The 25239-nt window shown below is 68.2% G+C and carries 24 protein-coding genes and 3 pseudogenes; 14 read left to right on the top strand and 13 right to left on the bottom strand.

The genetic code is table 11. The features are described from left to right. Nucleotides 1–5: 5 nt before the first annotated feature. Nucleotides 6–542, bottom strand: a complete 537-nt coding sequence (locus tag LRS03_RS24340) for a hypothetical protein (protein ID WP_257828799.1) — start codon at nt 540–542, stop codon at nt 6–8. Nucleotides 543–731: 189 nt separating this feature from the next. Between LRS03_RS24340 and LRS03_RS24335 the strand changes: the two are divergent. The 6 genes and pseudogenes from LRS03_RS24335 (at nt 732) to LRS03_RS24310 (ending at nt 5574) form a co-directional block, all read left to right on the top strand. After that, nucleotides 732–2200 (top strand): annotated as a pseudogene (locus tag LRS03_RS24335) (aldehyde dehydrogenase). Nucleotides 2201–2204: 4 nt separating this feature from the next. Continuing rightward, nucleotides 2205–3083 carry an NAD(P)-dependent oxidoreductase gene (locus tag LRS03_RS24330; protein WP_374685078.1) on the top strand — a complete coding sequence of 293 codons (879 nt, stop codon included), beginning with the start codon at nt 2205–2207 and terminating at the stop codon, nt 3081–3083. Between the two features lie 2 nt (nt 3084–3085). After that, nucleotides 3086–3880: an N-acyl homoserine lactonase family protein gene (locus LRS03_RS24325; protein ID WP_257828798.1), complete on the top strand. Its 795-nt coding sequence runs from the start codon at nt 3086–3088 to the stop codon at nt 3878–3880. Between the two features lie 88 nt (nt 3881–3968). Further along, on the top strand, nt 3969–4361 hold the full coding sequence (locus LRS03_RS24320) for an MAPEG family protein (RefSeq protein WP_257828797.1): 393 nt from the start codon (nt 3969–3971) through the stop codon (nt 4359–4361). Nucleotides 4362–4442: 81 nt separating this feature from the next. After that, nucleotides 4443–4877 (top strand): hypothetical protein, encoded by a 435-nt coding sequence (locus LRS03_RS24315; RefSeq protein WP_257828796.1) that lies wholly within the window; start codon nt 4443–4445, stop codon nt 4875–4877. Nucleotides 4878–4914: 37 nt separating this feature from the next. Continuing rightward, the gene (locus tag LRS03_RS24310) at nt 4915–5574 is read left to right on the top strand and encodes a hypothetical protein (RefSeq protein ID WP_257828795.1); all 660 of its coding nucleotides are present in this window, start codon (nt 4915–4917) and stop codon (nt 5572–5574) included. Between the two features lie 36 nt (nt 5575–5610). On the opposite strand, the gene tcuB is transcribed toward LRS03_RS24310, so the two are convergent. The 3 genes from tcuB to LRS03_RS24295 form a co-directional block, all read right to left on the bottom strand. Next, nucleotides 5611–6741: a tricarballylate utilization 4Fe-4S protein TcuB gene (gene tcuB, locus LRS03_RS24305; protein ID WP_257828794.1), complete on the bottom strand. Its 1131-nt coding sequence runs from the start codon at nt 6739–6741 to the stop codon at nt 5611–5613. Beyond that, nucleotides 6734–8131, bottom strand: a complete 1398-nt coding sequence (tcuA, locus tag LRS03_RS24300) for an FAD-dependent tricarballylate dehydrogenase TcuA (protein ID WP_257828793.1) — start codon at nt 8129–8131, stop codon at nt 6734–6736. Before tcuA ends, tcuB begins: the two co-directional genes overlap by 8 nt. Nucleotides 8132–8224: 93 nt before the next feature. After that, nucleotides 8225–9214 (bottom strand): Bug family tripartite tricarboxylate transporter substrate binding protein, encoded by a 990-nt coding sequence (locus LRS03_RS24295; protein WP_257828792.1) that lies wholly within the window; start codon nt 9212–9214, stop codon nt 8225–8227. A gap of 99 nt (nt 9215–9313) precedes the next feature. Here LRS03_RS24295 and LRS03_RS24290 point away from each other — a divergent pair, with 99 nt between their 5' ends. Next, a complete protein-coding gene (locus LRS03_RS24290) occupies nt 9314–10195 on the top strand; it encodes a caspase family protein (protein ID WP_257828791.1) in 882 nt (293 codons plus the stop codon). Here LRS03_RS24290 and LRS03_RS24285 read toward each other — a convergent pair whose 3' ends face one another. Further along, entirely contained in the window at nt 10196–10885 is a 690-nt protein-coding gene (locus LRS03_RS24285) for a hypothetical protein (protein ID WP_257828790.1), read from the bottom strand. 139 nt (nt 10886–11024) lie between these two features. Here LRS03_RS24285 and LRS03_RS24280 point away from each other — a divergent pair, with 139 nt between their 5' ends. Together LRS03_RS24280 and LRS03_RS24275 are read left to right on the top strand one after the other, a co-directional pair. After that, complete coding sequence (locus LRS03_RS24280; protein ID WP_257828789.1) at nt 11025–11282, top strand: hypothetical protein; 258 nt, start codon at nt 11025–11027, stop codon at nt 11280–11282. An 11-nt stretch (nt 11283–11293) separates the two neighbouring features. Next, entirely contained in the window at nt 11294–12208 is a 915-nt protein-coding gene (locus LRS03_RS24275) for a hypothetical protein (protein ID WP_257828788.1), read from the top strand. A 19-nt stretch (nt 12209–12227) separates the two neighbouring features. On the opposite strand, the gene LRS03_RS24270 is transcribed toward LRS03_RS24275, so the two are convergent. Genes LRS03_RS24270 through LRS03_RS24260 form a run of 3 tightly spaced genes read right to left on the bottom strand, consistent with a single transcriptional unit; the run spans nt 12228 to nt 14380 of the window. After that, complete coding sequence (locus LRS03_RS24270; protein ID WP_257828787.1) at nt 12228–12914, bottom strand: glutathione S-transferase family protein; 687 nt, start codon at nt 12912–12914, stop codon at nt 12228–12230. Between the two features lie 3 nt (nt 12915–12917). Further along, nucleotides 12918–13514 carry a flavin reductase family protein gene (locus LRS03_RS24265; RefSeq protein ID WP_257828786.1) on the bottom strand — a complete coding sequence of 199 codons (597 nt, stop codon included), beginning with the start codon at nt 13512–13514 and terminating at the stop codon, nt 12918–12920. Next, nucleotides 13511–14380, bottom strand: a complete 870-nt coding sequence (locus tag LRS03_RS24260; protein ID WP_257828785.1) for an isocitrate lyase/PEP mutase family protein — start codon at nt 14378–14380, stop codon at nt 13511–13513. Before LRS03_RS24260 ends, LRS03_RS24265 begins: the two co-directional genes overlap by 4 nt. Before the next feature lie 105 nt (nt 14381–14485). Here LRS03_RS24260 and LRS03_RS24255 point away from each other — a divergent pair, with 105 nt between their 5' ends. Continuing rightward, nucleotides 14486–15385: a LysR family transcriptional regulator gene (locus tag LRS03_RS24255; RefSeq protein ID WP_257828784.1), complete on the top strand. Its 900-nt coding sequence runs from the start codon at nt 14486–14488 to the stop codon at nt 15383–15385. Here the strand turns inward: LRS03_RS24255 and LRS03_RS24250 are convergent. From LRS03_RS24250 to LRS03_RS24240, 3 genes and pseudogenes are all read right to left on the bottom strand, one after another. Continuing rightward, entirely contained in the window at nt 15382–16311 is a 930-nt protein-coding gene (locus LRS03_RS24250) for a LysR family transcriptional regulator (RefSeq protein WP_257828783.1), read from the bottom strand. The genes LRS03_RS24255 and LRS03_RS24250 overlap by 4 nt on opposite strands. Before the next feature lie 53 nt (nt 16312–16364). Next, nucleotides 16365–17345 carry a response regulator gene (locus LRS03_RS24245; RefSeq protein WP_257828782.1) on the bottom strand — a complete coding sequence of 327 codons (981 nt, stop codon included), beginning with the start codon at nt 17343–17345 and terminating at the stop codon, nt 16365–16367. After that, a pseudogene (locus tag LRS03_RS24240) lies at nt 17326–20825 on the bottom strand (hybrid sensor histidine kinase/response regulator). The gene LRS03_RS24245 and the pseudogene LRS03_RS24240 overlap by 20 nt, the downstream one beginning before the upstream one ends. A 91-nt stretch (nt 20826–20916) precedes the next feature. Between LRS03_RS24240 and ureA the strand changes: the two are divergent. From ureA to ureC, 4 genes and pseudogenes are all read left to right on the top strand, one after another. Continuing rightward, complete coding sequence (ureA, locus tag LRS03_RS24235; RefSeq protein ID WP_257828781.1) at nt 20917–21219, top strand: urease subunit gamma; 303 nt, start codon at nt 20917–20919, stop codon at nt 21217–21219. 18 nt (nt 21220–21237) lie between these two features. After that, nucleotides 21238–21402 (top strand): hypothetical protein, encoded by a 165-nt coding sequence (locus LRS03_RS24230; RefSeq protein WP_257828780.1) that lies wholly within the window; start codon nt 21238–21240, stop codon nt 21400–21402. Further along, nucleotides 21402–21709: pseudogene (locus LRS03_RS24225) on the top strand (urease subunit beta). Before LRS03_RS24230 ends, LRS03_RS24225 begins: the two are co-directional and overlap by 1 nt. 30 nt (nt 21710–21739) lie before the next feature. Beyond that, the gene (ureC, locus tag LRS03_RS24220) at nt 21740–23455 is read left to right on the top strand and encodes an urease subunit alpha (protein WP_257828779.1); all 1716 of its coding nucleotides are present in this window, start codon (nt 21740–21742) and stop codon (nt 23453–23455) included. Nucleotides 23456–23487: 32 nt separating this feature from the next. On the opposite strand, the gene LRS03_RS24215 is transcribed toward ureC, so the two are convergent. Continuing rightward, nucleotides 23488–24084 (bottom strand): hypothetical protein, encoded by a 597-nt coding sequence (locus LRS03_RS24215; protein ID WP_257828778.1) that lies wholly within the window; start codon nt 24082–24084, stop codon nt 23488–23490. 80 nt (nt 24085–24164) lie between these two features. Beyond that, nucleotides 24165–25139: a Bug family tripartite tricarboxylate transporter substrate binding protein gene (locus LRS03_RS24210; RefSeq protein ID WP_257828777.1), complete on the bottom strand. Its 975-nt coding sequence runs from the start codon at nt 25137–25139 to the stop codon at nt 24165–24167. Nucleotides 25140–25239 lie beyond the last annotated feature (100 nt).

Raw genomic sequence — 25239 nt, 5'->3', positions numbered from 1 at the left:
GCGACTCACCAGCGGCCGCGGCACTGGCCGTACACGTTGAACGCGTCGGCCGCCACGGCGATGGCACCCGCCACGCAACCGATGCCGGCCGTGCCCACGCAGGCGAACGCGCCGGCACCGCTCGACACCGCGAGCGTCGCGATCGCCATGTGGCATTTGTCGAGCTGGGCCAGCCCCGCGGCCGACACCACCTTGTCAGCCAGCGTGAGCGTGATGTAGGCCGACGCGCGCCCAGGCGTCATACCCGCCACCTTGAGCAGGCCGATCGACTTGAGCGACTGGCCCACCATGAAGTTGCCGACCTCCAGCGCCTTGGAGCCCGAGGTTTTCTCGGCCAGACCCGAGATCGCGTGGCCCTTCTTCGCCAGCACGCCGACCAACTGGCCCTTGGTGGCGGGCATCTCTTCGGCGATGTCGAGCGAGGCATTGAAGACCGCCGTGAGGGCGGTCACCAACTCTGCGTCTTTCGAAAGCTGCACGAGCTTCGCGTCGGGGCTCTTTTGCAGCAGGTTCCGGGTCTGGGCTTCCTGAATGACGGGCATGTGGATCACCTCCTGCGGCGATTGTCGGCAGCCTCCGCCCGCCTTGCATCCTTCGAGCTGACGAGAACCTCACACTCGCCCTCAGGGATAACACCGCCCCGCCTTGACGGCAGCCTGAGGCGGGCGAGACACTCCCTCGATACACAGAACCATGATTCTGTTTAACAGAATAGATCCAACGAGACACGCATGCCCACGACCGGCACCCCAGACGACACACCACGACCGCTGCTGATCGGCGGCGAGTTCCGTCCGGGCCGCGGCACGGTGCCGCTCGACTCCATCAACCCGGCCACCGGCCAGCTCAACCACCGCGTGGCCGCAGCCGGCCCCGCCGACGTGAGCGACGCGGTGACCACCGCCACCGACGCCCTGCATGCCAAGGCCTGGCGCCAGATGCTCCCGCCGCGGCGCGCCGCGCTCCTGCACCGCATCGGCGAGCTGATGCTGCGAGACAGCGAGACCTTGGCGCGGCTGCAGATGATCGAGAACGGCAAGGTCTGGGCCGAGTGCGTGGCGCAGGTCAAGAGCGCGGCCGCGACCTTCCGCTACTACGCCTCGGTGTGCGAGACGCTCGGCTCCGAGAGCTCACGCCGTCGCGCGGCCACTACCTCTCGATGACGGTGCACGAGCCCTGTGGCGTGGTCGCGGCCATCACGCCGTGGAACTCGCCGATGACGATGGAGGCGCAGAAGGTCGCACCTGCACTCGCGGCCGGAAATGCGGTGATCCTCAAACCCTCGGAGATCACGCCCTCCACCGCACTCGAACTCGGCCGCATCGCGCTCGAAGCCGGACTGCCGCCGGGGCTGCTCAACGTGCTGCCAGGCACGGGCATGATCACTGGGGCCGCACTCGTCGACCACCCCGGCGTGAAGATGGTGTCGTTCACCGGGGGCACTGCGAGCGGCCGGCGCATCGCCGAAGCGGCGGCACGCAAGCTGATGCCGGTGGCGCTCGAACTCGGTGGCAAGTCGCCGCACATCCTCTTCGAAGATGCCGACCTCGACGCCGCCATCGACGCCGTGGCCGTCGGCATCTTCGAAGGCAGCGGCCAGTCGTGCGTGGCCGGCTCGCGGCTCTTCGTGCAGCGCAGCGTGTTCGGGCACGTGCTGCAGAGGATCAACGAGCGGGCGAGGCGCCTGCGGGTGGACCTGCCCGACGCGACGGGCGCCGAGATGGGCCCCATCGCCTCGTTCGCGCAGCGTGAGCGCATCGAGGGTATGGTCGAGGCCGCGCGTGCCAGCGGCGCCGAGATCGTGGCCGGCGGCGCTCGCCCAAGCGGTGCACACCTCGCCGCCGGCGCGTTCTACCAACCCACGGTCATCACCGGCATCACCAACCAGGCCGCCATCGCACAACAGGAGGTCTTCGGCCCCGTGCTCTGCGCCCTGCCCTTCGACGACGAAGACGACCTCATCGCGCAAGCCAACGACAGCGCCTACGGCCTCGCCGCTGGCATCTGGACCGCCGACTACCAACGCGCCTGGCGCGTGGCGCGCGCGCTCGACGCCGGCACGGTCTGGATCAACACCTACAAACAACTCTCCATCGCCACGCCTTTCGGCGGCTTCAAGGACAGCGGCCTCGGTCGCGAGAAAGGCCTCACGGGCCTGCGCCTCTATCAACAGGCCAAGGGCATCTACCTCGGCCTATGACCGCATGACGACATCGACTCTCGGCTTCATCGGCCTCGGCGTGATGGGCGAGCCGATGTGCCGCAACCTCGCGCGCAAATCGGGCCGCACTGTCCACGCGCACGATCTCGACAGGCTGGTGCTGCAGCGCCTCGCCGAAGATGGGGTGGCCCGCGCCGGTTGCGCGGCTGCAGTGATGGCGGCGGCCGACACCGTCTTCCTCTCGCTCCCGTCGGGCGAGGTCGTCCACCAGCTCGCGCACCAGCCCGACGGCCTGCTTGCCCATGCGCGCAGCGGCCAGACCGTGGTCGACCTCAGCACCTCGCCGGTCGACTCCACGCGTGCGCTCGCGCAGGCCTTCGCCGAGAAAGGCACGACCTTCATCGACGCGCCGGTGGCCCGCACCCGCGCTGCCGCCGAAGCCGGCACGCTCTCGGTGATGGTCGGCGCCGATGCCGCCAGCTTCGAGCGTGTGAAGCCGCTCATCGCCACCTTCGCCACCGACATCGCGCTATGCGGCCCGGTCGGCTGCGGGCAGGTGGTGAAGATCCTCAACAACATGGTGCTCTTCGAGACGGTGGTGGCGCTCGCCGAGGCCAAGGCCATCGGCGAGCGCGCCGGCGTCGACCCCACGCTGCTCTTCGAGACCCTGAGCAAAGGCAGCGCCGACAGCTTCGCGCTGCGCAACCACGGCATGAAGGCCATGCTCCCCGACGAATTCCCCGAGCGAGCGTTCTCGGTGCGCTACGCCCGCAAGGACCTGGCCTATGCGCTCAAGTTGGCGCAAGACACCGGTGTCGACGCAAGAAGCGCCCGCATCGTCGACACGTGGTACCAGGCCGCCATCGACGCGGGTCTCGGCGACCAATACCATCCGGTCATCAGCCAGCTGATCAGCACCTGACCATGAGCCTGCCTCGATACGAGGTCTACGCGATCAAGTACGCCAGCATGCCGCGCCGGCGGCGCGACAACTTCCTCCCGGCCGACGACCACGACGGCCCGATGCCGATGGACTTCTTCGTCTGGCTGCTCAAGGGCGAGACGGAAAACATCCTCGTCGACACCGGCTTCAGCCAGGCCACCGGCGTGAAGCGCAACCGCCAGTGGCTGCGCTGCCCCATCGAGGCCTGCCGCACGCTGGGCGTGGACCCGGCCAGCCTCGGCGACGTGATCCTCACCCACCTGCACTACGACCACGCCGGCAACCTGCCGCTGCTGCCCAGCGCTCGCTTCCACGTGCAGGACGGCGAACTCGACTACGCCACCGGCCGCTGCATGTGCCACGCCGCGATGCGTCATGCCTACGCCGTCGACGACGTGGTGGAACTCGTCCGCAAGGTCTACGCCGACCGCGTGGTCTTCCACGCTGGCGATGGCAGCGTCGCCCCCGGTGTCGAGCTGCTGCTCATCGGCGGCCACACCAAGGGCCTGCAGGCGGTGCGCGTGCACACCGAGCGCGGCTGGGTGGTGCTCGCCTCGGACGCCGGCCACTACTACGAGAACATCGAAGGCGAGCGGCCCTTTCCAATCGTCTTCAGCGTGGCCGACATGCTGGCGGGGCACCGCCGGCTGATGGACATCGCCGGCTCGGCCACGCATCTCGTGCCGGGGCACGACCCCGAGGTGCTGGCACGTTACCCGCGTGTGGCGGGCGACGCCATCGGCACCGCCTTGCTTCACCAGCCGCCGCGGCGCTGACCCGCATCGCCGACCGGCGCCCAAGGCGACGCGGCGGGCCCGCGCAGGCCGAGGCATGATCCGCCTGCCCAAACCCCAAGGAGACCCCGTGACCCGACTGCTCACCCTCGTCGTCGCCATGACCGTGCTGACCTGGCTCGCCATCATCGTGGCCAGCACTCTGCGCTCGAAAGGCGACATGAAGCTCGCCATGAGCAACCGCGACAACCTGCCAGAGCCCACGCCCCTCGCCGCACGCGCAGACCGGGCTGCGAAGAACACGATGGAGAACTTCATCCTCTTCGCCGCGTTGGCCCTGGCAGCGGCCATCGCCGCGCCGAACAACGAACGCGTGCTCCTCGGTGCGCAGATCTTCTTTTGGGCGCGGGTGGTGTACCTGCCCATCTACTACGCCGGCATCCAGGGCGTGCGCACCGGGGTCTGGGCGTTGGGCGTGGCAGGGATGGCGCTCATGGTGGCCGGGCTGTTGACGGGACCTTGAGACAAAGTCCTCATCGCAACGAAGGATGCCGTACCCCGCCGCCGCCCGACACACTTCGTACGCCCCGCATGGAGAACGCCAATGAAGCTGCTGAATGAAGCCGGCGCCCGCGACTACCTCGATCGCAACGGCGTCACCAATCCCGTGATCGTCAAGGCGATCCTCGACGGTTTCGACCTCGGCAAGCCCATGTACGAACAGCGCCTGGAGCCCGACACGGAACTCTTCCAGTTCATGAGACGGCCCTCGGCCGGCAAGCCCGACCTGCGCGTGGGCAACTGGTTCTGCCTGCCCGGTGCCAGCCGTTCCGGCCTGGCGATCATGGACGGGCTTTCCGGACGAGAAACCCACCGCTTCCAGGTCGGCAGCGAACTCGTCGCATTGGAAGGCACGGCATCCCGCCTCTCGCTGAACTGGGAGTACGAGATCGGAGGCCAGGGCGGACACACGCAGCTGTATGTGCCGCCACGCCTGCTCGGGCACATCCGCTCACTGGGAAACGCACACCCCTGGTGACCTCCGCCGTTCCACCCTTCAGCCGAGAACCTCGCCCATGTCCGCCCGCCCCGAACACCACGAAATCGACCACCGCACCATCAAGCTGCTTGTCGGCGTGATCGCGATCACGCTGTCGTGGCTGACAAGTGCGTTCGCGAAGAACACGCTCACCTCCATCAGCGCGGCCTACTTCGAGAACGGCTGGTCGCAGGTGATCTTCATCGGTTTCCTCTTCGCCATCTCGGCGCTGATGCTGGCCTACAACGGCTATTCCAAGGTGGAGATGGTGCTGTGCAAGGTGGCGGCGCTGTGCGGCATCATCATCGCGATGTTCCCCTGCCGCTGCGTCAACCGCGAGGAGATCATCGAGGGCCTGCATGGCGGCGCGGCGATCGTGCTGTTCCTGATCCTCGCCTACCTGTGCTGGGGCTTCTTTCGCCGGGCGCGTGCCAAGCACAACAGGCGCGCCAACGTGCGCTCGTGGATCTACGCGGCCTGCGGCATCGCCATGCTGCTGTCGATCGGGTCGCTCGCGATCGAGACCTTCACGCAGGGCGGCATGACGCAGCACGTGCACAGCCGCTTCGTCTTCTACGGCGAAGCGCTCGGGCTGGTCGCCTTCGGCGTCTCGTGGCTGACGGCCAGCCGCACGCTGCCATTTCTCACGAGCAAGGACGAACGCTTCTCGCCCCTGCGGCCGAACAACCCCGACTGAGCCCTCGTCCCGCCACACGCGCGGGACGCGAACGCCCTACTCGCCCATCACCACCGAGTGGGGCCGCCGCTTCTCGATCGCCCACTTGAGCAGGGCCGCGCCGCGGAACACGCCGTGCGCAAACTTGCCATAGGGCAGCGTGAGGAAGAGCGCCATCACCGACCCGAGGTGCACGCACAGGGCGAGCGGCAAGGCGGGCGTGGTCCGCACGAGCATCAGCACGAGGCCGCTGGCCGCGGTGAGGAACAGCAGCAGGATGAAGCCCCGGTCCATCGGGCGTTGCGCGGCATCACCCTGCGAGGGGTGGCGCGTCAGGTTCAGCCACCCGAGGCCGACGGTGCCCACCACCAGCGACACACCCCCCACGATGCCGAGCAGCTTGGGCAGACTGGTGAGGCCATAGGGCGCCTGCCAGCCGAAAAGGTAGTGGTAGAGCGTGGCGACGCAGGTCGCCGCGAAGCACAGCGCGAAACCGTAGAACGTGAAGTGGTGGAAACGGCGGCGCGCCAGCGTGTAGCCGTCGTCGCGCTCGTTGCAGCCTTCTCCGTGGCCGCCATCGAGGTAGGAGAGGCGCAGCGCGTCGCGGGCCGCCTCCTCCACGGCTGGTGCTGATGCCGCGCCGGGCGAGACGCCGCGCCAGAAGCTCCGCACCGCCATCGCGAGCGCGAACACCACGAACAGAAACACCGGCGCGAAGAGGCCCACCATCAGCCCATGCGGAAACACCGCGTAGAAGTTGCCGCCCACCGCCGGCTGCCACAGGCTGCCCTGCTTGATCACCGCCAGCACGAGAAAGAGCGCCAGCCCCGCGGCCAGCGCCGTCGACAGCACCAGCCCATTGCGCTTGTACAGCGCGCCCAGGGCGGGCGGCCAGGCATGGTCGGCATAGGTGTCGCCGCGCACGCGCGCCATCGCCTGCGGCACGTTGACGGCGAACTCGTGCGGCGGCGCGTACTGGCAGGCATGCAGGCAGGCGCCGCAGTTGTGGCAGAGGTTGGCAAGGTAGTCGACGTCGGCCGCGGGGAACGACAGGCGCCGCGTCATCGCGGGGAACACCGCACAAAAGCCTTCGCAGTAGCGACAGGCGTTGCAGATGGTCAACACACGCTCGACCTCGGCTCGCGCCGCACTGAGCGGCACGATGGGAATCACACGAGACTCAGCCATGCGCCGTTTCCTTCATCGCCGCCCGCGCCGCACTCGTGCCCGCGATGCGCCCGAAGGCCGTGCCGATGCTCATGCCCACGCCGGCGGTATAGCCCTGGCCGAGCACGTTGCCAGCCATCATCTCGCCGGCCACGAAGAGGTTGTCGCTCGGCACACCGTTGAAATGCACCGCGGCGTGCTCGTCGGTCTTGAGGCCGAGGTAGGTGAAGGTCACGCCGGGCTTGAGGGCGTAGCCGTAGAACGGCGGCGTGTCGAGCGGCAGCGCCCAGTGCGTCTTGGCGGGCGCGAGTCCGGCGGTGGCGCAGTCGTCGAGCACGGTGTGGTCGAAGGTGCCGGGTCGGCAGGCGGCGTTGTAGGCGTCGAGCGTGTGCATGAAGCTCGCTTCATCGAGCCCAAGCTGTCGCGCCAGCTCGGGCAGCGAGTCGGCCTGTGTGCCCGGAAACACCGGCGGCATGAAGCGCCCCACCGCTTTCGCATCGATGATCGACCAGGCGATCTGCCCCGGCTGCTGCGCCACGAGCCGGCCCCAGATCGCGTAGCGCTTGGGCCAGAAATCTTCGCCCTCGTCGTAGAACCGCTGCGCGTCGCGGTTGACCACCACGCCCAGCGACACGCAGTCGATGCGCGTGCAGATGCCGCCGTCGTAGTGCGGTGCACGCGCGTCGATGGCCACCATGTGCGCCTGCGTCGGGTCGCCGATCGCGTCGGCGCCGCTGTCGATCAGGTGCTTGAGCAGCGTGCCGCGGTTGAAGCGCGAGCCGCGGATCAGGAAGTTGTCGGCCGGCCATTCGCCACGGGCGTTCCGGCCCCAGGCTTCGCGCAGCCACTCGCGGTTGGACTCGAAGCCGCCGGCGGCCAGCACACAGGCCCGGGCTTCGAAGCGCAGTGGGCCGGCATGCGCGGCAACGAAGCGCCCCGCACGCAGCTCGATGTGGTCGACGGGCGTCTCGTAGCGCACCTGCACGCCGAGCGTTTGCGCGCTGCGGTAGTAGGCGTTGACGAGCGCCTTGCCACCGCCCATGAAGAAGGCATTGGTGCGCGCGGTGTGCAGCGCGCCCGAGAGCGAGGGCTGGAAGCGCACCCCGTGCTTGCGCATCCAGTCGCGACAGGTCGATGACGCGCGGATCACCAAGCGCGCCAGGCGCTCATCGGTCTTGCCGCCGGTGACCTTCAGCAGGTCCTGCCAGAACTCCTCTTCGGGGTAGGCCTCGACCAGCACGTCTTGCGGCGCCTCGTGCATGCAGCGCAGGTTGCGCACGTGCGGCGAGTTGCCGCCGCGCCATTCGCGCGGCGCCGCTTCGAGCATCAGCACCGAGGCACCGGCTTCGCGCGCCATCAGTGCGGCGCAGAGTGCGGCGTTGCCACCGCCAATCACGAGCACGTCGACCATGGGGCGAACTCTAGGCGGCAGCGCCTCGCGGCGCTAGACGGCTGCGGCGCAAGGCCTCTTCAGGTTTCGTGAAGGGGCCGGCCGCGGCGCCGATCACTCCGGCTCGATCTTGGCGGCTCGGATCACCGCACTCCAACGGTCGATCTCGCTCGCGAGCAGCTTCTCGAGTTCGGCGGGCGAACTGGCCGAGGTCCGCATGCCGAGCTTGGCCAGCTTGTCGCGCACGGCGGGCGAGGCGACGGCCTCGCGGGCCGCGCGGTTGAGCAGCTCGACCACCGCAGGTGGCGTGCCGGCCGGGGCGGCCAGCGCGTTCCACGAGGCCACGTTGTAGCCCGCCACGCCCGCCTCGATGGCGGTGGGCACCTCGGGCAGCGCGGGGTTGCGCCTGTCGGACGACACCGCCAGCGCTTTCACCATGCCGGCCTGCACCTGCGGCAGCATCGGCCCGAGGATCTCGAAGGCCACGTCGATCTCGCCACTGCGCAGCGCGGCGAGCACCGCCGGGCTGCCCTTGTACGGGATCAGCGCCACCTCCAGCCCCGCCACCGTCTCGAACATCTTGGCCGCGAGATGCTGCGTGCTGCCGGCCGCGATGGTGCCGACGTTGAGCTTTCCGGGGTGGGCCTTGGCGTAGGCGACCACGTCTTTCAGCAAGGTGAATCGCGAGCTACTCGCGACGAAGACGCCGAGGTCGAAGTAGCCGAGCGTGCTCACGCCGACGAAGTCCTTCTTCGTGTCGTACGGCAGCTTCTTGAAGAGGCCCACGCTCACCGCATTGCCGTTGCTCATCAGGAGCAGCGTGTGGCCGTCGGGCTTGGCGGTCGCGACCGCCTGGCTCGCGACGATGCTGCCGGCGCTCGGCCGGTTGTCGACGATCATCGGCTGCCCGAGTTTCTGCGCCATCACCTCCGACACCGCACGTGCGGTGATGTCGGCGATGCCACCGGGGGCGAAGGGCACGAGGAGGGTGATCGGCTTGTCGGGGAACCGGGCCTGCGCCGGCGCGATGACGGGCACGGCCGCAGCGCCCAGCAGCGCGACGACGTGCCGGCGCCGGGGGGAGAAGGTGGAGCCGTTGTGCATGCCGGCCAGTATGAATCGTTCGGCCGAGCAGCGCCCGGTCTGGCGCATCGGCGAAGGACGACGCATCATTCGCCTGACCCAGCACCCGAGACACCCGCGATGACGTCGATCCGACTCCTGCTGCCCGGCTTGTGCCTGTGCCTCGCCCTGCTCGGCGGCTGCGCCAGCGCCCCGCCCAAAGCCGACAAGGTGGCGCTCGTGATCGGCAACGCCGCCTACGACAACGTGGTGAAGCTCGTGAACCCGACAAACGACGCCGCCGACATGTGCAGCTCGCTGGGCAAGCTCGGCTTCAAGACCACCTGCGCGACCAACGTGCGCGACCGCACCGAGTTCGACACGCTGGTGAAGGCCTACGTGGCCGCGCTCGACGCGGGCGCGGTGGGCGTCTTCTACTACTCGGGCCATGGGGTGCAGGCCGGGCACGGCAACTACCTGATTCCGACTCAGGTGAAGCTGAAATCGGCCACCGATGACCCGACGAAGGTGCTCTATGCGGTGGACGATCTCTTCGACCGCCTGCGCCAGCGGCGTGCGCGCTTCCAGCTGGTGGTGCTCGATGCCTGCCGCGCCGACCTCTTCGAGCAAGTCGAGCACAAGCCCGGCTCGCGTGTGAGCGCCGCGCCTCGCTCCGAGCTCGTGCGTGCGCTGGAGACGGTGGCCCGCGCGAGCAACGGGCTCGCGCCCATCAAGGACGCCCCGCCCGGCACCATCGTGCTCTACGCCACCGCGTCGAAAGACCTGGCCTTCGACGGCGACGGCCGCAATGGGCCGCTCACCAAGCACATCCTCGCGCACATCGAGACCCGCGGGCTCTACGTCGAAGAGTTCATCAAGCGCGTGACGCTCGGCGTGGAGCAGGAGACGTTTCGCAAGTACCGCAAGCGCCAGACGCCGTTCATCTACGGCTCGTTCAGCGGCAGGTTCTGCTTCGCCGGCTGCCCCGGCGACCACGACGTGCCGGTGCCGCCCGCCTTCTGATCAGAACGAGGCCAGCGCGCCGAAGGTGAAGCCCTGCGTGAGGTCGCGGCCGTCTTGTCCGGGCAGTGCTTCCTTCGACGTCAGCACCTGCGTGCGGTAGCCGGCCGTCAGCGTCACCGCCTTGATGAAGCCGCCCGTGGGGATGGAGTAGGCCGCGCCAACTTCGCTCAGGCGATAGTCGGCATCGAACTTCACGTCGCTGCCGCCGGTGCTCTTCATCCAGCCCATGCCGAACGAACCGTAGAGCGACCAGCCCTGCCCGAACGGCGCCGTGCCGCTGATGCCGGCCACCGGGCCGTCGAGCGCGTAGAGCAGGCTGCCGCGCTGCTCGACCTTCTTGTAGCCGAGCGTGAGCGCCACGGCAGACGTCACCGCATAGCCGAGGTTGAAGTCGAACTCCTTGCGCTTGTCGCGCCGGCCGCCCAGCATCTCGTGCTCTGTTGACGGGTACAGGCTCAGCGAGCCGGTGAAGTTGCCCCAGCGCATGCTGAGCACCGGCAGGAACACGAGCTTGTCTTCGGCCGGCACCTGGATGACGACGGAGTCGCCGTTCTGGTCGAGGGTGTAGCTGAAGGTGTCCCACTGGGTGTGCCAGGCGCGCAGGCCGAGCGAGACCGAGGGTGAGGATGTCTGGGCGTGGGCCAGGCCCGCAGCGCCGAGCGCCAGGGCGACGATGAGCAGCTTTTTCATGCGGACCTCCTGTGTGCGACAGGCCATGACGATAGCGCGGCGCGAGGTCGCTTTTTCATCCACGTTGATGACGACAGCGCCAACCGCCACCCGAAGAATGGCCCCATCGCGAATGACGCGCTGCACATCAGGGGACGCCATGGCCATCTCGAAAGGATTGATCGAGTACCTGTTGTTTGACAACCTGCGGTACTTCAGCACGAGCGGTGCGACGGTCGACAAGAACACCGTCTTCTCCTCGGCGCTCGGGGCGTCCAAGGTCGCCGGCTCGACCCCGCGCAGCATCTTCAGGGACGTGTCGCGCCACGACATCGTGATCAACGGCGGCACCGACAAGCCGTGGCCAACCGACTGGCTCAACAAGACGCCCGCGACGCTGGCGCCCGCACTGGTGTAGCGAGGCGGCCTGTGAAGCTTCATCTTTCTATTCTTCGCATCGCGGTGACCGGCGTCGTGCTGTCGGTCGCGAGCATCACCTCTCTGGCCCAGGGCGAGTCCAGCGGTTCACTCACGCTCGGGGCGATCAAGGAACAGGCGGAGGCTCCCGTCGTGCGGGTGCTCGCCAAGTTCGGCGACTCGCTCGCGATCGCCGACAAGCTGGTGCCAGGCACGGTGTCTGGTGACCGAGGCACGTTCTACACGCTCAACCGCATCGTCAAGGTCGACGCGACCGACAAGGGGCAGTTCGGGGGCGTGTCCGTCCGCTACGGGATCAAGTACTACAACGTCGGCATGAAGTCCGAGGTGTTTGAAGGTACGCCGATCAAGAAATTCGACGGCGACCGGTTGATGCACGTCGTGCCCTTGAACTTCGGCGTCGACGCGGATCGGGACCTCAAGAACCGCGACTACCTGCTGGAGCTGGGCTACGTCCCGGCGCTGTTTCGCGGAACGACAAGCTGCTTCAAGCTCGGCGCCAACCCGATCGCGGGGGCTGCCTTGCAGGCAGGTCGCAGAACACGTTCGGCCGAACCGACGGAAGCCGGCAAACCCGCCGAACCCTCGGGCTCGCTGGCGAGGCTCAAGGTCGAAGCCAAGGCCGATTTCCTCTTCTCGTGTCTGCTTCGAGCGCCAGCCGCCGAGCCGCCCTCGTCATCGCCGCTCGCCATCCTCTTGGCTGACATCGGCCAATGGCGGCTCAGCCTGCACACCGCGGCCTGGCGCGACTTCGTGGAGAACCGCAACTACCGCAGGACCGAAGTCAACCTGCGCATCCCGGCGGGCGAGCAGAAGTTCATCGACCTCAAGCGCGAGATCGGCGCGGCACCGACCGACTTCAACACCGGCGGGAAGTTCAGCGCCAACCTCACGATCGAGTTCTAGGGCTCGACGAGATGCACCCTCAGGCCGCCTCGGGATCAAAGAACCGCTTCGCCAGCCCCGCGCGGCCCGGGTACCACTGGAAGAACGGGCGCGCCGCGTCGACCGTGCGGGCCACCGATGGGCGGGCCATCAGGCGTTCGAAGTAGGCGGCGAGGCGCGTGCGCTCGACGGGCAGCGGCACGTAGGTCACCGCGTAGAAGAGCGAGGGCGCGGCGGCGCAGTCGGCCATCGTGAAGGCGTCGCCGGTGATCCAGTGGCGGCCGTCGAGCTGGCGGTCGATCAGCTCATACGCCATCAGCAGCTTGCCGCGCGCCTCGGTGACCGAGAGCGGGTCGCGGTCAGCCTCAGGGCGCAGCAGGTCGCTGGTGTGAGCCTGCATCGGCGTCATCACGTAAAGGTCGAAGAGGCGATCCCACAGGCGCACGTCGAGGGCGGCGTCGGCATCGTCGGGGATCAGCCGGCGACCCGCCGGCGCATGGTGGCGCTGCAGGTACTCGATGAGGATGCTCGTCTCGGGCACCACCCGGCCGTCGTCGACCAGCAACGGCATCTTGCCGGTGGGCCAGAGCTGCAGGTAGGCGGCGCGCTCGGCGGGGTCGCCGAGGTTGAGCAGTTGCATGTCGACGGCGATGCCCAGCTCATCGATCGCGATCAGTGCCTTGTGGCAATACGACGAGAGCGGGTGGTAGTGCAGCGTCAGGGCCATGGGTCATCTCCGGGGCGGCTGGATTGTCGGCGCGAGCGGCGTGGCCTGCTCGCTGCGCTGCGGCCAGGCGAAGTTGCCACCGCCCAGGTGGTGCAGGGTGTGCAGCTCGGTGTTGTCGTCGCGGAACGACCAGCGGCCGCGGTCGAACACCCGCGGGTCGGCCGCCGCCCACACCACCTCGGCGAAGCAGGTGTCGTAGGCATCTTCGGTGTGCGGCTCGGGGATCAGGCGGCATTCCATCCAGGCCACGGCGTCGGTGGCAAAGGGCTGGCCGAGCACCGGGCCGTCGAAGCTGGCGATGCCGTAGGAGGAAAACTTGTCGGGGAGGTCTCGGCCCGAGACGCTGCCCACCGCGTAGGTCGCATCGAGCAAGGCCCGCCCGGGAATGCTGACGGCGAAGCCGCCGCTCGCGGAGACGAGCTCGCGCGTGAACGTCTTCTTGTCGATCACGATCGCGATGCGCGGCGGGGTGAACTCGACCGGCATCGACCACGCCGCCGCCATCAGGTTGCGCCGCCCGCCGTGGGCGCTGCCCACGAGGACGGTGGGGCCGTGGTTGATGAGGCGGGAGGCGTGGTGCAACTCGACGGGTTGTCTCATGCATCGAGTCTAGGCCGGCGTGCCCACGCACGCTCGAAGAGGGCATTCAGCTCGCCGTGCGGCACCTGCCCCTTCGCGTAGCCCACCGTGCCCTGCTCGCGCAGCTCGATCGCCGCCTGGCGCACGAGGCCGAGCACGGCGCGGGCGATGGAGCCGCCGACGCTGATGCGTTTGACGCCGACGTCGATCAAGGCGCGTGCGCTGGAGGCCGACTCGTTCAGGCCGACCACGAGGTTGAGCGGGCCGGTGATCTCGCGCACCAGCGTGCGGGCGCGGGTGGCATCGGCCACGCCGGGGGTGAACACGCAGTCGGCCCCGGCGGCGAGGAAGCGGTTGCACCGCTCCACTGCGAGCCGCAGGCCCTGCTCGCCACCATGCTGGAAGGCATCGGTGCGGGCGTTCAGCACGAACGGCCGGCCAGAGGCGCGCACCGCCGCATGCGCCGCGGCGATGCGCTCCACCGCTTCGGCCGTGTCGAACAGGGCGCCGGTCGCGCGGTCGGTGTCTTCGATGTTGCAGCCGGCCGCGCCGGTGGCGATGGCCAGACCCACCGACTCGGCCACCTGCTCGGGCGTGTCGCCGTAACCGGCTTCGAGGTCGGCGTTGACGGGCAGCGGCACCGCCGCAGCGATGCGCCGCACGGCGTCGAGGGTTTCGTCGCGCGTGACGGCGAGGCTCGCGTTGCGCACGTTGAAGTCGGGCTTGCCGAGCGAGAAGGCGATGCCGGCGCTGGTGGTGCCGATGGCGGCGAACCCGGCCTCGGCCAGGAGCACGGCGGTGCCGGCGTCCCAGGCGTTGGGCATCACGAAACCGCGCTCGGCGCGGTGCAGGTCGACGAAGGGCTGGGCAAGGGACGTGGCGTTCATGGGCGCTCCGGGCAGTGCGATGGCGCCATCTTGGAAGCCGGCCACACTTGCGTCAAACGCATATTTCTTCTTCAATCCATCGGCTTTCTGCATGGTTTGACGCACATGGATTCAGACGCCCTCGACACCTTTCTCGCGGTGCACCGCCACGGCGGTGTGTCGGCCGCCGCACTGGCGCTGTCGCGCACGCAATCGGCCATCAGCCGCCGCCTGGCAGTGCTCGAAGCCGCGGTGGGCGCACCGCTCTTCGAGCGCATCGGCCGTGGGCTGGTGCTGAGCGACGTGGGCCGTGCGCTGCTGCCACATGCCGAGCGCGTGACGGCGGCGGTGGGCGATGCGCGCGCCGCGGTGCAGGCGGCGCAGGCGGGCACCGGCGGCGTGGTGCAGATGGTGACGGTGGGCACGCTCGCGCACACGGGCCTGGCCGCGGCGCTCAAGCGCGCTCGGGCGGCGCAGCCGCAGCTCGACCTGCGGCTGCAGACAGCCACCAGCGCCCAGGTCAGCGAACTCGTGCGCTCAGGCGCCGCGGCCGTCGGCCTGCGCTATTTCGCCGACCCGTCACCCGACCTCGACTGCCGCGTGGTGCAGACCGAGCACCTGGTGGTGGCGTGCGCCGCATCCCACCCACTCGCCGGCAAGCGGGTGGCCTCGCTGTCGCGGCTGGCGGGCGAACGCTGGCTTGCGTTTCCGGTGCAGGACCGGCACAGCGAGTTCTTCGCGGCCACGGTGTTCGCGCAGTTCACCACGCGCGGCGTGCACACACTCGACTGGGTGGCGATCGACAGCCTGAGCGCGCAGAAGCGGCTGGTCGAAGCCGGCTTCGGCCTCGCGCTGCTGCAGGCAAGCGCCGTGGCCGACGAGCTGGCACGCCGCGAGCTGGCGCTGATCCGCGTGGGCGATCTCGATGCGAGCGTGCCGGTGGCGCTGGTCACGCGGCGCGGGGCGTACCTGAGCGGCGGTGCGCAGGCGCTGATCGCGCAGCTGCACCGGCTCGGCAAGCCTTAGGACAGCAGCGTGGCCCCGGCCCAGCGGCCTTCGTCGACCAGCCGGCGCGCCACCTCGACCACCACCGCGCGCACCGCCAGTGCCGCCGGCGCCAGCTCTTCGTCGGCCAGGCTCGCGAGCAGGTTGCGGCGCCGGGCCTGGGCGTCGGCCACCTGCAGCACCCGCAACGCCGCCGCGCCGGCCGGCAGGCGTGCGATGGCGGCCGCCGGTTGCACGGTGGCGGCCAGTCCGGCCTGCACCATGTCCATCAGGACGGCGAGGCCATCGACATCGGCCACGATCTTCGGCCGGCATTTCGCGCGGGCAAACGCCTGCTCCACCACCGCCCGCAGGCCGTGGCTGCCACTGGGCATGACGAGGGGCAGCGTGGCCACGTCTTTCAGGCGCACCTGACGGCCCTTGGGCATGCCGGCGAGGCTGGCCGCGCCGATGAGGCAGAGCCGCTCGTCGAGCAGCGGTGCCACGCGCAGGCGGTGTTCGTCGGTGGCATCGAAGAGCACGGCCACGTCGAGCTGGCGCGCATTGAGCAGCGCCGACAGGTTGCCCGACAGGCTCTCGACCAGGTGCAGCCGCACCTCGGGGTAACGCTCGCGCATCGCCAGCACCAGTGGCAAGGCAAGCACCGCGGCGGTCGACGGTGCGAGCCCCACGCTCACCTGCCCGGCGAGGCGCTGCTGCTGCGCCGCGCGGGCAGCCTCGTCGGCGTGGCGCAGGGCCAGTTGGGCCTGCCGCCAGAAGGCGACCCCGGCGTCGGTGGGCACCACACCGGTCGGGCTGCGCTGCAGCAGCCGGGTCGTCAACTCACCCTCCAGACGGCTGATCTGCTGGCTCAGCGCCGAGGTGACGACACCGAGGTCGGCCGCGGCGCGGCCCATGCTGCCGAGTTCGACGACGCGAACGAAATAGCGCAGTTGCCGCAGTTCCATGGGCGGCATGTTCGCATGCGAGGCTCAGGCCGTCGCAGACGGCGGTGCGCCAATCACACCGACAGCGACCGCACTTTCTTGATGGCGAGCGAGGCCGCGGCATTGCGCGTCTCGACGCCCAGCTTCTCGAACACGTGTTCGAGGTGCTTCTTCACCGTGGCCGGGCTGCTGCCAAGGATGTCGCCGATGTCGCGGTTGGTCTTGCCCTTGACCACCCAGTACAGCACCTCGGCTTCCTTCATCGTGAGCTTGAAGGCCTGGAGCAGCGCGTCGACGACGGCGGCGTCCGACACTTCGCGCATCACCATCAGCCAGTCGTCGTCGCTGGTGCGCTCTTGCAGCGAGAAGACGAGCTGGCGGCGCTGTTGTGACACCAGGCGCGTCACGGTGAGCGGCTTGCCTTCACGGCCTTCGTCGGCCAGCGACGACTGCTCGCGCAGCCACTGCAGCAGTTCGGCGGGCACCTGGCCGGGGTCGACGGCGAAGTAGGCGTGCATCAGCTGGCGCGCGAGCGGCGTCTGCCACACGGCCTTGCCGCTCTGCTTGTCGTTGCTCACGTGCACCGCCATCGTCGCGTGGCCGAAGGCGTCGAGCGCGTTGCGTGCCTGCCGCGCCTGCCGCGCGGCCTGCATGTGCGCCGCCATGCGGGCCAGCACTTCCTGCGGGCGGATCGGCTTGGTCACGTAGTCGGCCCCGCCGGCACCGAAAGCCGCCACCACGTGCTCGGTGTCGGTGAGGCCGGTCATGAAGATGATGGGGATGTGCGCGGTGTCGGGCCCGGCCTTCAGGCGGCGAGCGACCTCGAAGCCGTCCATGCCGGGCATCACGGCATCGAGCAGCACCACGTCGGGCACGGCCTGCGCGGCGCGCTGCAGCGCGGTCTCGCCGCTGGTGGCCACGAGCACGGTGTAGCCGGCCTCGTCGAGCGCGTCGTGCAGCAGCGAGAGGTTGTCGGGCACGTCGTCGACGATCAGCACCAGGTCGCTCGCGGTGCGGTCGGGCAGGCGCGCGGTGTCAGAGGGTCGCGGGGTCATTGAGGGCTCGCTGCACCAGGGTGCTCATCGCGTCGAGTTGGAAGTTGCGCGCCAGGCCGCGCAGGTGGGCGACGAAGCTGGCGCAGGCGGCATTGTCGCGCTCGATCTCGTCGAGCTTCTTCACGATGCCGCGGAAGTAGCCGAGGTGGATGAGTTCGTCGAGCGCCTTCAACTGCGACTCGTCGGGCAGCACCCAGCGCGCCGGCGCCGGCGCGGCGCCCGGCTGAGGGGCGATGTGTGCGGCTTCCAGCCATTCAAGCCTGAGGCGAGAGCCCAGCCAGTCGAGCAGCTCATGCACACGCACGGGCTTCAACACGAAGTCCTGCGGGGTGATGCCGACGTCGTTGTCGAGGTCTTTGTCGAATGCGTTGCCGGAGACGATGGCGATCGGCGCATCGCTGAGCTGCTGCGCGCGGATCGCACGGATGGTGGCCCAGCCGTCGATGCCCGGCATCGCGAGGTCCATCAGGATCGCATGCGGTTGGTAGCCAGCGATCACCGCCAATGCCTCGTGGCCCGAGGCGGCCTGCATCAGCTCGAAACCCAATGGCTGCAGCACGGTGACAAGCAAGGAGCGGTCGACCTCCTCGTTGTCGACGATCAGGATGCGCCGGCGCTCGCCGCGGTAGCCGGTGCGGGTGGCTCGCGGCACTTCGAGCGCGGCGACGGCCCCGCGCGCTTCCGGCAGGAAGAGCTTGATGCGGAAGACGGTGCCCACGCCCAGGGTGCTCGTCACCGTGAGTTCCGCCGCCCATCAGGTCGGTGAGCATCTTGGCGATGGTGAGGCCAAGGCCTGTGCCACCGCTCGTGGTCTCGCTGCCGCGCGCGAAGGGTTCGAAGATGTGCGTGAAGCTCGTCGGGCGCGATGCCGGGGCCTGTGTCTTCGATCTCGAACACCGCCATCTCGCGCGCATAGCGCAGGCGAAAGACGACACGCCCCGCCTGCGTGAACTTGACTGCGTTGCCCAGCACGTTGATGAGGATCTGGCGCAGGCGTTTCTCGTCGGCCCGCACGACCTCGGGCATCACGTCGCCGAGATCGGCGCGGAACTCGATGCCCTTGCCGGCCGCCTGCAGCTCGAACATGTGCACGATCTGCTGCACCGCCTCGCGGAAGCGCAGCGGGCGCGGCTCCAGGCGCATCTTGCCGCCTTCGATGCGCGCGATGTCGAGCGTGTGCTCGATCAACGAAAGCAGGTGGTCGCCGCCGCGGCGGATCACACTCACCGCCTGCTTGCGGTGGCTGGGGATGGACGGGTCTTCTTCCAGCAGCTGCGCATAGCCGAGGATGCTATTGAGCGGCGTGCGCAGCTCGTGGCTCACGGTGGTGATGTAGCGGCTCTTGGCCTGGTTGGCCATGTCGGCGGCGAGCTTGGCTTCCTGCAGCTGCAGGTCGGTCTGACGGTGAGAGTCGATCTCGCGGCGCAGCGCGAGCGTCTGCTCGTGCACCGCCTGCGTCTGACGGTTGGACTCTTCCTGCGCCACCTGGCGGCTCTTGTGCGTCAGCACCAGCCACCAGGCGACGATGCCGCTCACCAGCAGCAGCGCGGCGAACGCCTTGAGGAAGCCGAGCTTCAGCGCCGGCGCGAGCGCTTCGGCCTGCTCGCCGAGCGTGCGCAGCTCCTGCTGGTAGAGCAAAGCGAACACACCGGCCAGCAGCGGCACCACGATGGCCATCACCAGCAGGTAGTGGCCGAGGCCGGTGTCGATGTAGGGCCACACGCGCTGCGGCAGCAGGGTCCGCAAGGCGCGAGACCACTGCGACGACAAGCGTGCCTCGGGCTTGCAGAGGTCGTTGCAGCGTGCGTCTAGAGAGCAGCACAACGAGCAGATGCTGCCGAGGTAGGCGGGGCAATGCGCGAGGTCGTCGGACTCGTACTCGCGTTCGCAGATCACGCACTGCTGCAGGCCGGTGAATAAGCCCTTCGATTGGCGGGCGATGTAGTAGCGGCCGCGTGTGGCCCATGCGATCAGCGGCGAGACGACCATCGCGGTGATCAACGCGATCAAGGCCGAGAAGGCTTCGGCCAAGGGCCCGAACATGCCGAGGTAGGCGGTGATCGACAGCACCGAGGCGGCGCCCATCGCCCCCACGCCGACCGGGTTCACGTCGTACAAGTGCGCCCGCTTGAACTCGATGCCCGGCGGCGAAAGGCCGAGTGGCTTGTTGATCACGAGGTCGGCCACCACGGCCATGATCCAGCTGATCGCGATGTTGGAGTACAGCCCCAGCACACCACCGAGTGCGCGAAACACGTCGAGCTCCATCAGCATCAGCGCGATCAGCGTGTTGAACACCACCCACACCACACGGCCCGGGTGGCTGTGCGTGAGGCGTGCGAAGAAGTTGCTCCACGCCAGCGAGCCGGCATACGCGTTGGTGACGTTGATCTTGAGCTGCGAGATCACGACGAACACCATCACCGCCGCCACCGCCCAACCCGGGCGGGAGAACACGTACTCGTAGGCCGCGAGGTACATCTGGTTCGGGTCGACCGCGCGGTCGGTGGGCACCGAGTGGCTGATGGCGAGGTAGGCGAGCAGCATGCCGCCGAGCATCTTGATGACCCCCAGCACCACCCAGCCGGGCCCACCGATCAAGACCCCGGCCCACCAGCGTTTTCGGTTCTGCGGCGTCTTCTCCGGCATGAAGCGCAGGTAGTCGACCTGCTCGCCCATCTGCGTCATCAGCGCGATGCCGACTGTCATCGCGGCGCCGAAGAGGTAGATGTTGAACTTCGTGCCGTCGGCGCCACTGGCCGGCGCGCCACCGTAGTGGGCGATCTCGTCGAGCAGGCCGGGGTTGTGCCAGAAGACGAAGACGTAGGGCACGACCAGCATCACGAGCCACAGCGGCTGCGTCCACACCTGCAGCCGGCTGATCGCCGTCACCCCGTGCGTCACCAGCGGGATCACCACCACCGCGCAGATGAGGTAGCCCCACGCGGGCGGGATGTCGAACGCAAGCTCGAGCGCATAGGCCATCACCGCCGCTTCGAGCGCGAAGAAGATGAAGGTGAAACTCGCGTAGATCAGCGAAGTGATGGTCGAGCCGATGTAGCCGAAGCCGGCGCCGCGGGTGAGCAGGTCCATGTCGAGCCCGTGGCGGGCGGCATAGGTGCTGATCGGCAGGCCGGCGAGAAAGATGATGAGGCCGGTGGCGAGGATGGCGAGTGCCGCGTTGAAGAAGCCGTACTGCACCAGCAGCGTCGCGCCCACGGCTTCGAGGATGAGGAACGAGGCCGCGCCGAAGGCGGTGTTGGCCACGCGCATCTCCGACCACTTGCGGAAGGCGCGCGGCGTGAAGCGCAGCGCGTAGTCCTCCATCGTCTCGCGGGCGACCCAGCTGTTGTAGTCGCGGCGGACCTTCACCACCCGCTGCACGGCATCGTCCTGCCGCACCACGTCGGTGCGATCGGCGGGTGCCACGGCCGGCCCGAGCCGAGGGGCGGACGGGTCGGAGGGGGTGGCAAGCTTCATGCGTTCACTCCGCGCAAGCACCATGCCACCGCGGCTGGCTGCGCCCTAAGATGCGGCACTTTTCCCGCCCTCGCTCGCCCTGCGCACCATCATGGAACTGACACCCCGCGAAAAAGACAAGCTCCTGATCTTCACCGCGTCGCTGCTCGCCGAGCGCCGCAAAGCCCGCGGGCTCAAGCTCAACTACCCGGAAGCCGTGGCGATGATCAGCGCCGCGATCATGGAAGGCGCCCGCGACGGCAAGACCGTCGCCGCGCTGATGAGCGAGGGCAAGACGGTGCTCACCCGCGACGACGTGATGGACGGCGTGGCGGAGCTGATCCCCGAGATCCAGGTCGAAGCGACCTTCCCCGACGGCACCAAATTGGTGACCGTGCACCAACCTATTGCATAACCCGCCGGAGCCTCCGACATGACGCGTCTTGCTGCCTTGCTCTCACTCGCCCTCGCGGCGCCTGCGTTCGCCCATGACGGCCACGGCGCCGCCGGCACCCACTGGCACGCCACCGACACCTGGGGCTTCGTCGTCACGCTGGCCCTGGTCGGCGCGGCCGTCTGGTTCAGCCGGAGAAAGTGATGATCCCCGGCGAGAACTCTTCACCGACGGGCCCGACCACGTGCTCAACGCCGGCCGCCGCACCGCCACGCTCGTGATCGAAAACACCGGCGACCGGCCGATCCAGGTCGGCTCGCATTACCACTTCGCCGAGACCAACGCCGCGCTCAGGTTCGACCGCAAGGCGGCCCACGGCATGCGGCTCAACATCGCCTCGGGCACCGCGGTGCGCTTCGAGCCCGGGCAGCAGCGCACGGTGGAGTTGGTCGACTTCGCGGGTGAACGCAAGGTCTACGGTTTTCGCGGCCTGGTGCAGGGCGCGCTCTGACACCTCTTCTTCAAAGAACAAGACCCCAGCATGGCAACCATCACAAGACGCGCCTATGCCGAGATGTTCGGCCCCACCACCGGTGACCGTGTGCGGCTGGCCGACACCGGCCTGATCGTCGAGGTGGAGAAGGACTACACCCTCGCCGCCGGCACCTACGGCGAAGAGGTGAAGTTCGGCGGTGGCAAGACCATCCGCGACGGCATGGGCCAGAGCCAGCGCCTCGCGAAAGACGTGGCCGACACCGTGATCACCAATGCGCTGATCATCGACCACTGGGGCATCGTCAAGGCCGACATCGGCCTGAAGCAGGGCCGCATCAGCGGCATCGGCAAGGCCGGCAACCCCGACGTGCAACCGGGCGTCGACATCATCATCGGCCCGGGCACCGAGATCATCGCGGGCGAAGGCAACATCATCACTGCCGGTGGCATCGACACCCACATCCATTTCATCTGCCCGCAGCAGATCGAAGAAGCGTTGATGAGCGGCGTGACGACCATGCTCGGCGGCGGCACCGGCCCTGCGACCGGCACCTTCGCCACCACCTGCACGCCAGGGCCGTGGCACATCCACCAGATGCTGAAGGCGGCCGAGAGCTTCCCGATGAACCTGGGCTTCCAGGGCAAGGGCAACGCGAGCCTGCCGGGCGCGCTCGACGAGCAGATCGAAGCCGGCGCCTACGGCCTCAAGCTGCATGAAGACTGGGGCACCACGCCCGCTGCCATCGACAACTGCCTGAGCGTGGCCGAGCGGCACGACGTGCAGATCACCATCCACACCGACACGCTCAACGAGTCGGGCTTCGTCGAAGACACCATCGCCGCCTTCAAGGGCCGCACCATCGCCACCTTCCACACCGAAGGCGCGGGCGGCGGGCATGCGCCCGACATCATCAAGTGCGCGGGCCTGTCCAACGTGCTGCCCTCGTCGACCAACCCGACGATGCCGTACACGGTGAACACCATCGACGAGCACCTCGACATGCTGATGGTGTGCCACCACCTCGATGCGTCGATCGCCGAGGACCTGGCGTTTGCCGAGAGCCGCATCCGCCGCGAGACCATCGCGGCGGAGGACATCCTGCACGACGTGGGCGTGTTCTCCATGATGTCGAGCGACAGCCAGGCCATGGGCCGCGTTGGCGAAGTCATCATCCGCACCTGGCAGACCGCCGACAAGATGAAGCAGCAGCGCGGCACACTGCCCGAAGACAACGCGCGCCACGACAACTTCCGCGTCAAGCGCTACATCGCCAAGTACACGATCAACCCGGCCATCACGCAGGGCATCTCGCACGAGGTGGGCTCGGTGGAGGTGGGCAAGCTCGCCGACCTGGTGGTGTGGAAGCCGGCCTTCTTCGGCGTGAAGCCGTCGCTGATCTTGAAGGGCGGTGCGATCGCCGCGGCCGCGATGGGTGATCCGAACGCCTCGATCCCGACACCGCAGCCGGTGCACTACCGGCCGATGTTTGCGGGCTATGGCGCGGCGATGAATGCGACCTGCGTGACCTTCGTCTCACAAGCCGCACTCGACCTCGGCGTGCCCGACAAGCTTGGGCTGCAGCGCCGTGCGGTGGCGGTGAAGAACACCCGCAAGATCGGCAAGGCCGACATGGTGCACAACAGCGGCACGCCGAAGATCGAGGTCGATGCGCAGACCTACGAAGTGCGCGCCGATGGCCAGCTGCTCACCTGCGAGCCGGCCACCGTGCTGCCGATGGCGCAGAAGTACTTCCTGTTCTGAGCCCAATGCCGCGGCGCGGAGCGCCGTGGAGATCAGGGCGTGCAGGTGACCGCGATGGTGGTGCTTGGGGCGTTGCTCTGGATGGTGCCTGAGGCGCCGGTCACGGAACAGGTCTGCCCTGAAGGGTTCTGGCTCACCGACACGGTATAGGCCGTGCCGTTGGCCAATGTGCCCGAGAACGCGAAGTTGCCGTTGGCATTGACATCGAGAGTCGCCGCCCCACTACCGGCGACGCCGTTCGACAACCTGACGAACGCGCCAGTGGCCAACCCGGAAACAGTGCCCGTCAGGTTGCCGCTCGCTACACAGGTCACCAGCACGTTCTCGACGTCGTCGCCCTTCGAGTTGATCGAGCCCGTGTTGTTCGAGGGCGTGCAGTTGGCGCTGGCGGGCTGCGTCAGCACGGTCACGTTGTAGTCGTCACCGTCATCCAGCGTGTTGTTGAAGGTGAAACGACCGTTTTGCGTCAACGTGAGGTTGTCACGACCGTTGTTCTGCAGGGTGACACTGGTGCCGCTGGGCAAGCCGGTTAGCGTGCCGCCCACAGTGGCGAAACCGAAAAACAGGCACCCGCTGAGCCCCAGGCTCAACAACACACTCGACACAACGATGACGACGCGACGGCTCATGATTCCCCCTCAAAACCTGCTCTCGAAAACGGCAAGGCAGCCGGAAGAATATCGCAGCCGCAGGCCACCCGCCGTTTGACTCAGGTCACCTTCCCCATCGCCTTCAGCCGCTCAATCACCACCTTCTCGCGCGCCATCGTGTCCTCGGCGAACTTGCGGTACTGCTCCGGGCTCATGTAGAGCAGCTCCTGGTCGTAGCGCCCCATCACCTCGATGTGGTTGTTCATCTCGATGGCGCGCTTGAAGGTGTCGTGCAGCTTCTTCACGATGGCCGGGTCCATGCCCTTGGGGCCGACCAGGCCGTACGGCGAGTTCTGCACGATGGGGATGCCCAGCTCGGTGAGCGTGGGTGCATCGGGAAACTTCTTGGCCCGTGTCGCGCCCCAGGTGCACAAGAGCCGCAGCTTGCCGCTCAGCACGTGCGGGCCGAAGCCGATGCTGTCGGCGATCGCCATCACCTGGCCGCCGAGGATGGCCGGAATGATCTCGGCCATGCCTTTGTAGGGGATGTGGTTCATCTCGATGCCGAGGCGGTGCGAGATGTCTTCCATCGTCAGGTGCGGCGTGGTGTAGATACCGCTCGTGGCGTAGGTGAGCTTGCCGGGGTTGGCCTTCGCCCAGGCCACCAGGTCGGCCCAGCTCTTGATGGGTGAGTCGGCGGGCACCGCGATGCCGAACGAGTAGCCGGTGATGCCGATCACGTAGCTGAACTCGGTCACCGGGTTCCAGGTGATCTTCTGCGTGTACGGCAGGCGGAAGACGCTGATCGGCAGTTGCGCGAGCGTGTACCCGTCGGGCTTGGCCTGCAGCAGCAGTTGCCCGGCCATCGTGCCGCCGCCACCCGGCTTGGCGTCGACGATCACCGGCTGCCCGAACAGCGGCGACGCGTTCTCGGCCATCACGCGGAACATCGCATCGGTGGAGCCACCGGCTGCAAAGGCGAGCAGCAGCTTGATCGGCTGGCTGGGGAAATTGGCCTGCGCGTGCAGCGGGCCCGCGATGCTGCTCGTGGCGGCCGCGGCGCCGGCGAAGCGGATGAAATCTCTGCGTTGCATGTCGGTTCTCCGTTGGGGGATCGGGCCATCTTCACACCCGCATGCAAACGCGATATCAGGTGCTTCCCCACAGGTGTTCCACATCGCAAAACAAGTGCCT

The sequence above is a fragment of the Rhizobacter sp. J219 genome (genome assembly GCF_024700055.1).
In the GTDB taxonomy this organism is placed as follows: domain Bacteria; phylum Pseudomonadota; class Gammaproteobacteria; order Burkholderiales; family Burkholderiaceae_C; genus Rhizobacter.
Note: the sequence above shows the minus strand (reverse complement) of the source record. Positions and strands in the feature narration are given on the sequence as shown.

Coding starts and splice junctions, on each gene's coding strand:
- LRS03_RS24210 (WP_257828777.1), bottom strand. CDS start 25,139: ATGCAACGCAGAGATTTCATCCGCTTCGCCGGCGCCGCGGCCGCCACG.
- LRS03_RS24255 (WP_257828784.1), top strand. CDS start 14,486: ATGGATTCAGACGCCCTCGACACCTTTCTCGCGGTGCACCGCCACGGC.
- ureA (WP_257828781.1), top strand. CDS start 20,917: ATGGAACTGACACCCCGCGAAAAAGACAAGCTCCTGATCTTCACCGCG.
- LRS03_RS24285 (WP_257828790.1), bottom strand. CDS start 10,885: ATGAAAAAGCTGCTCATCGTCGCCCTGGCGCTCGGCGCTGCGGGCCTG.
- LRS03_RS24290 (WP_257828791.1), top strand. CDS start 9,314: ATGACGTCGATCCGACTCCTGCTGCCCGGCTTGTGCCTGTGCCTCGCC.
- LRS03_RS24330 (WP_374685078.1), top strand. CDS start 2,205: ATGACGACATCGACTCTCGGCTTCATCGGCCTCGGCGTGATGGGCGAG.
- LRS03_RS24230 (WP_257828780.1), top strand. CDS start 21,238: ATGACGCGTCTTGCTGCCTTGCTCTCACTCGCCCTCGCGGCGCCTGCG.
- LRS03_RS24265 (WP_257828786.1), bottom strand. CDS start 13,514: ATGAGACAACCCGTCGAGTTGCACCACGCCTCCCGCCTCATCAACCAC.
- LRS03_RS24325 (WP_257828798.1), top strand. CDS start 3,086: ATGAGCCTGCCTCGATACGAGGTCTACGCGATCAAGTACGCCAGCATG.
- LRS03_RS24245 (WP_257828782.1), bottom strand. CDS start 17,345: ATGACCCCGCGACCCTCTGACACCGCGCGCCTGCCCGACCGCACCGCG.
- LRS03_RS24310 (WP_257828795.1), top strand. CDS start 4,915: ATGTCCGCCCGCCCCGAACACCACGAAATCGACCACCGCACCATCAAG.
- tcuA (WP_257828793.1), bottom strand. CDS start 8,131: ATGGTCGACGTGCTCGTGATTGGCGGTGGCAACGCCGCACTCTGCGCC.
- LRS03_RS24315 (WP_257828796.1), top strand. CDS start 4,443: ATGAAGCTGCTGAATGAAGCCGGCGCCCGCGACTACCTCGATCGCAAC.
- LRS03_RS24280 (WP_257828789.1), top strand. CDS start 11,025: ATGGCCATCTCGAAAGGATTGATCGAGTACCTGTTGTTTGACAACCTG.
- LRS03_RS24295 (WP_257828792.1), bottom strand. CDS start 9,214: ATGCACAACGGCTCCACCTTCTCCCCCCGGCGCCGGCACGTCGTCGCG.
- LRS03_RS24340 (WP_257828799.1), bottom strand. CDS start 542: ATGCCCGTCATTCAGGAAGCCCAGACCCGGAACCTGCTGCAAAAGAGC.
- LRS03_RS24250 (WP_257828783.1), bottom strand. CDS start 16,311: ATGGAACTGCGGCAACTGCGCTATTTCGTTCGCGTCGTCGAACTCGGC.
- ureC (WP_257828779.1), top strand. CDS start 21,740: ATGGCAACCATCACAAGACGCGCCTATGCCGAGATGTTCGGCCCCACC.
- LRS03_RS24260 (WP_257828785.1), bottom strand. CDS start 14,380: ATGAACGCCACGTCCCTTGCCCAGCCCTTCGTCGACCTGCACCGCGCC.
- tcuB (WP_257828794.1), bottom strand. CDS start 6,741: ATGGCTGAGTCTCGTGTGATTCCCATCGTGCCGCTCAGTGCGGCGCGA.
- LRS03_RS24270 (WP_257828787.1), bottom strand. CDS start 12,914: ATGGCCCTGACGCTGCACTACCACCCGCTCTCGTCGTATTGCCACAAG.
- LRS03_RS24215 (WP_257828778.1), bottom strand. CDS start 24,084: ATGAGCCGTCGCGTCGTCATCGTTGTGTCGAGTGTGTTGTTGAGCCTG.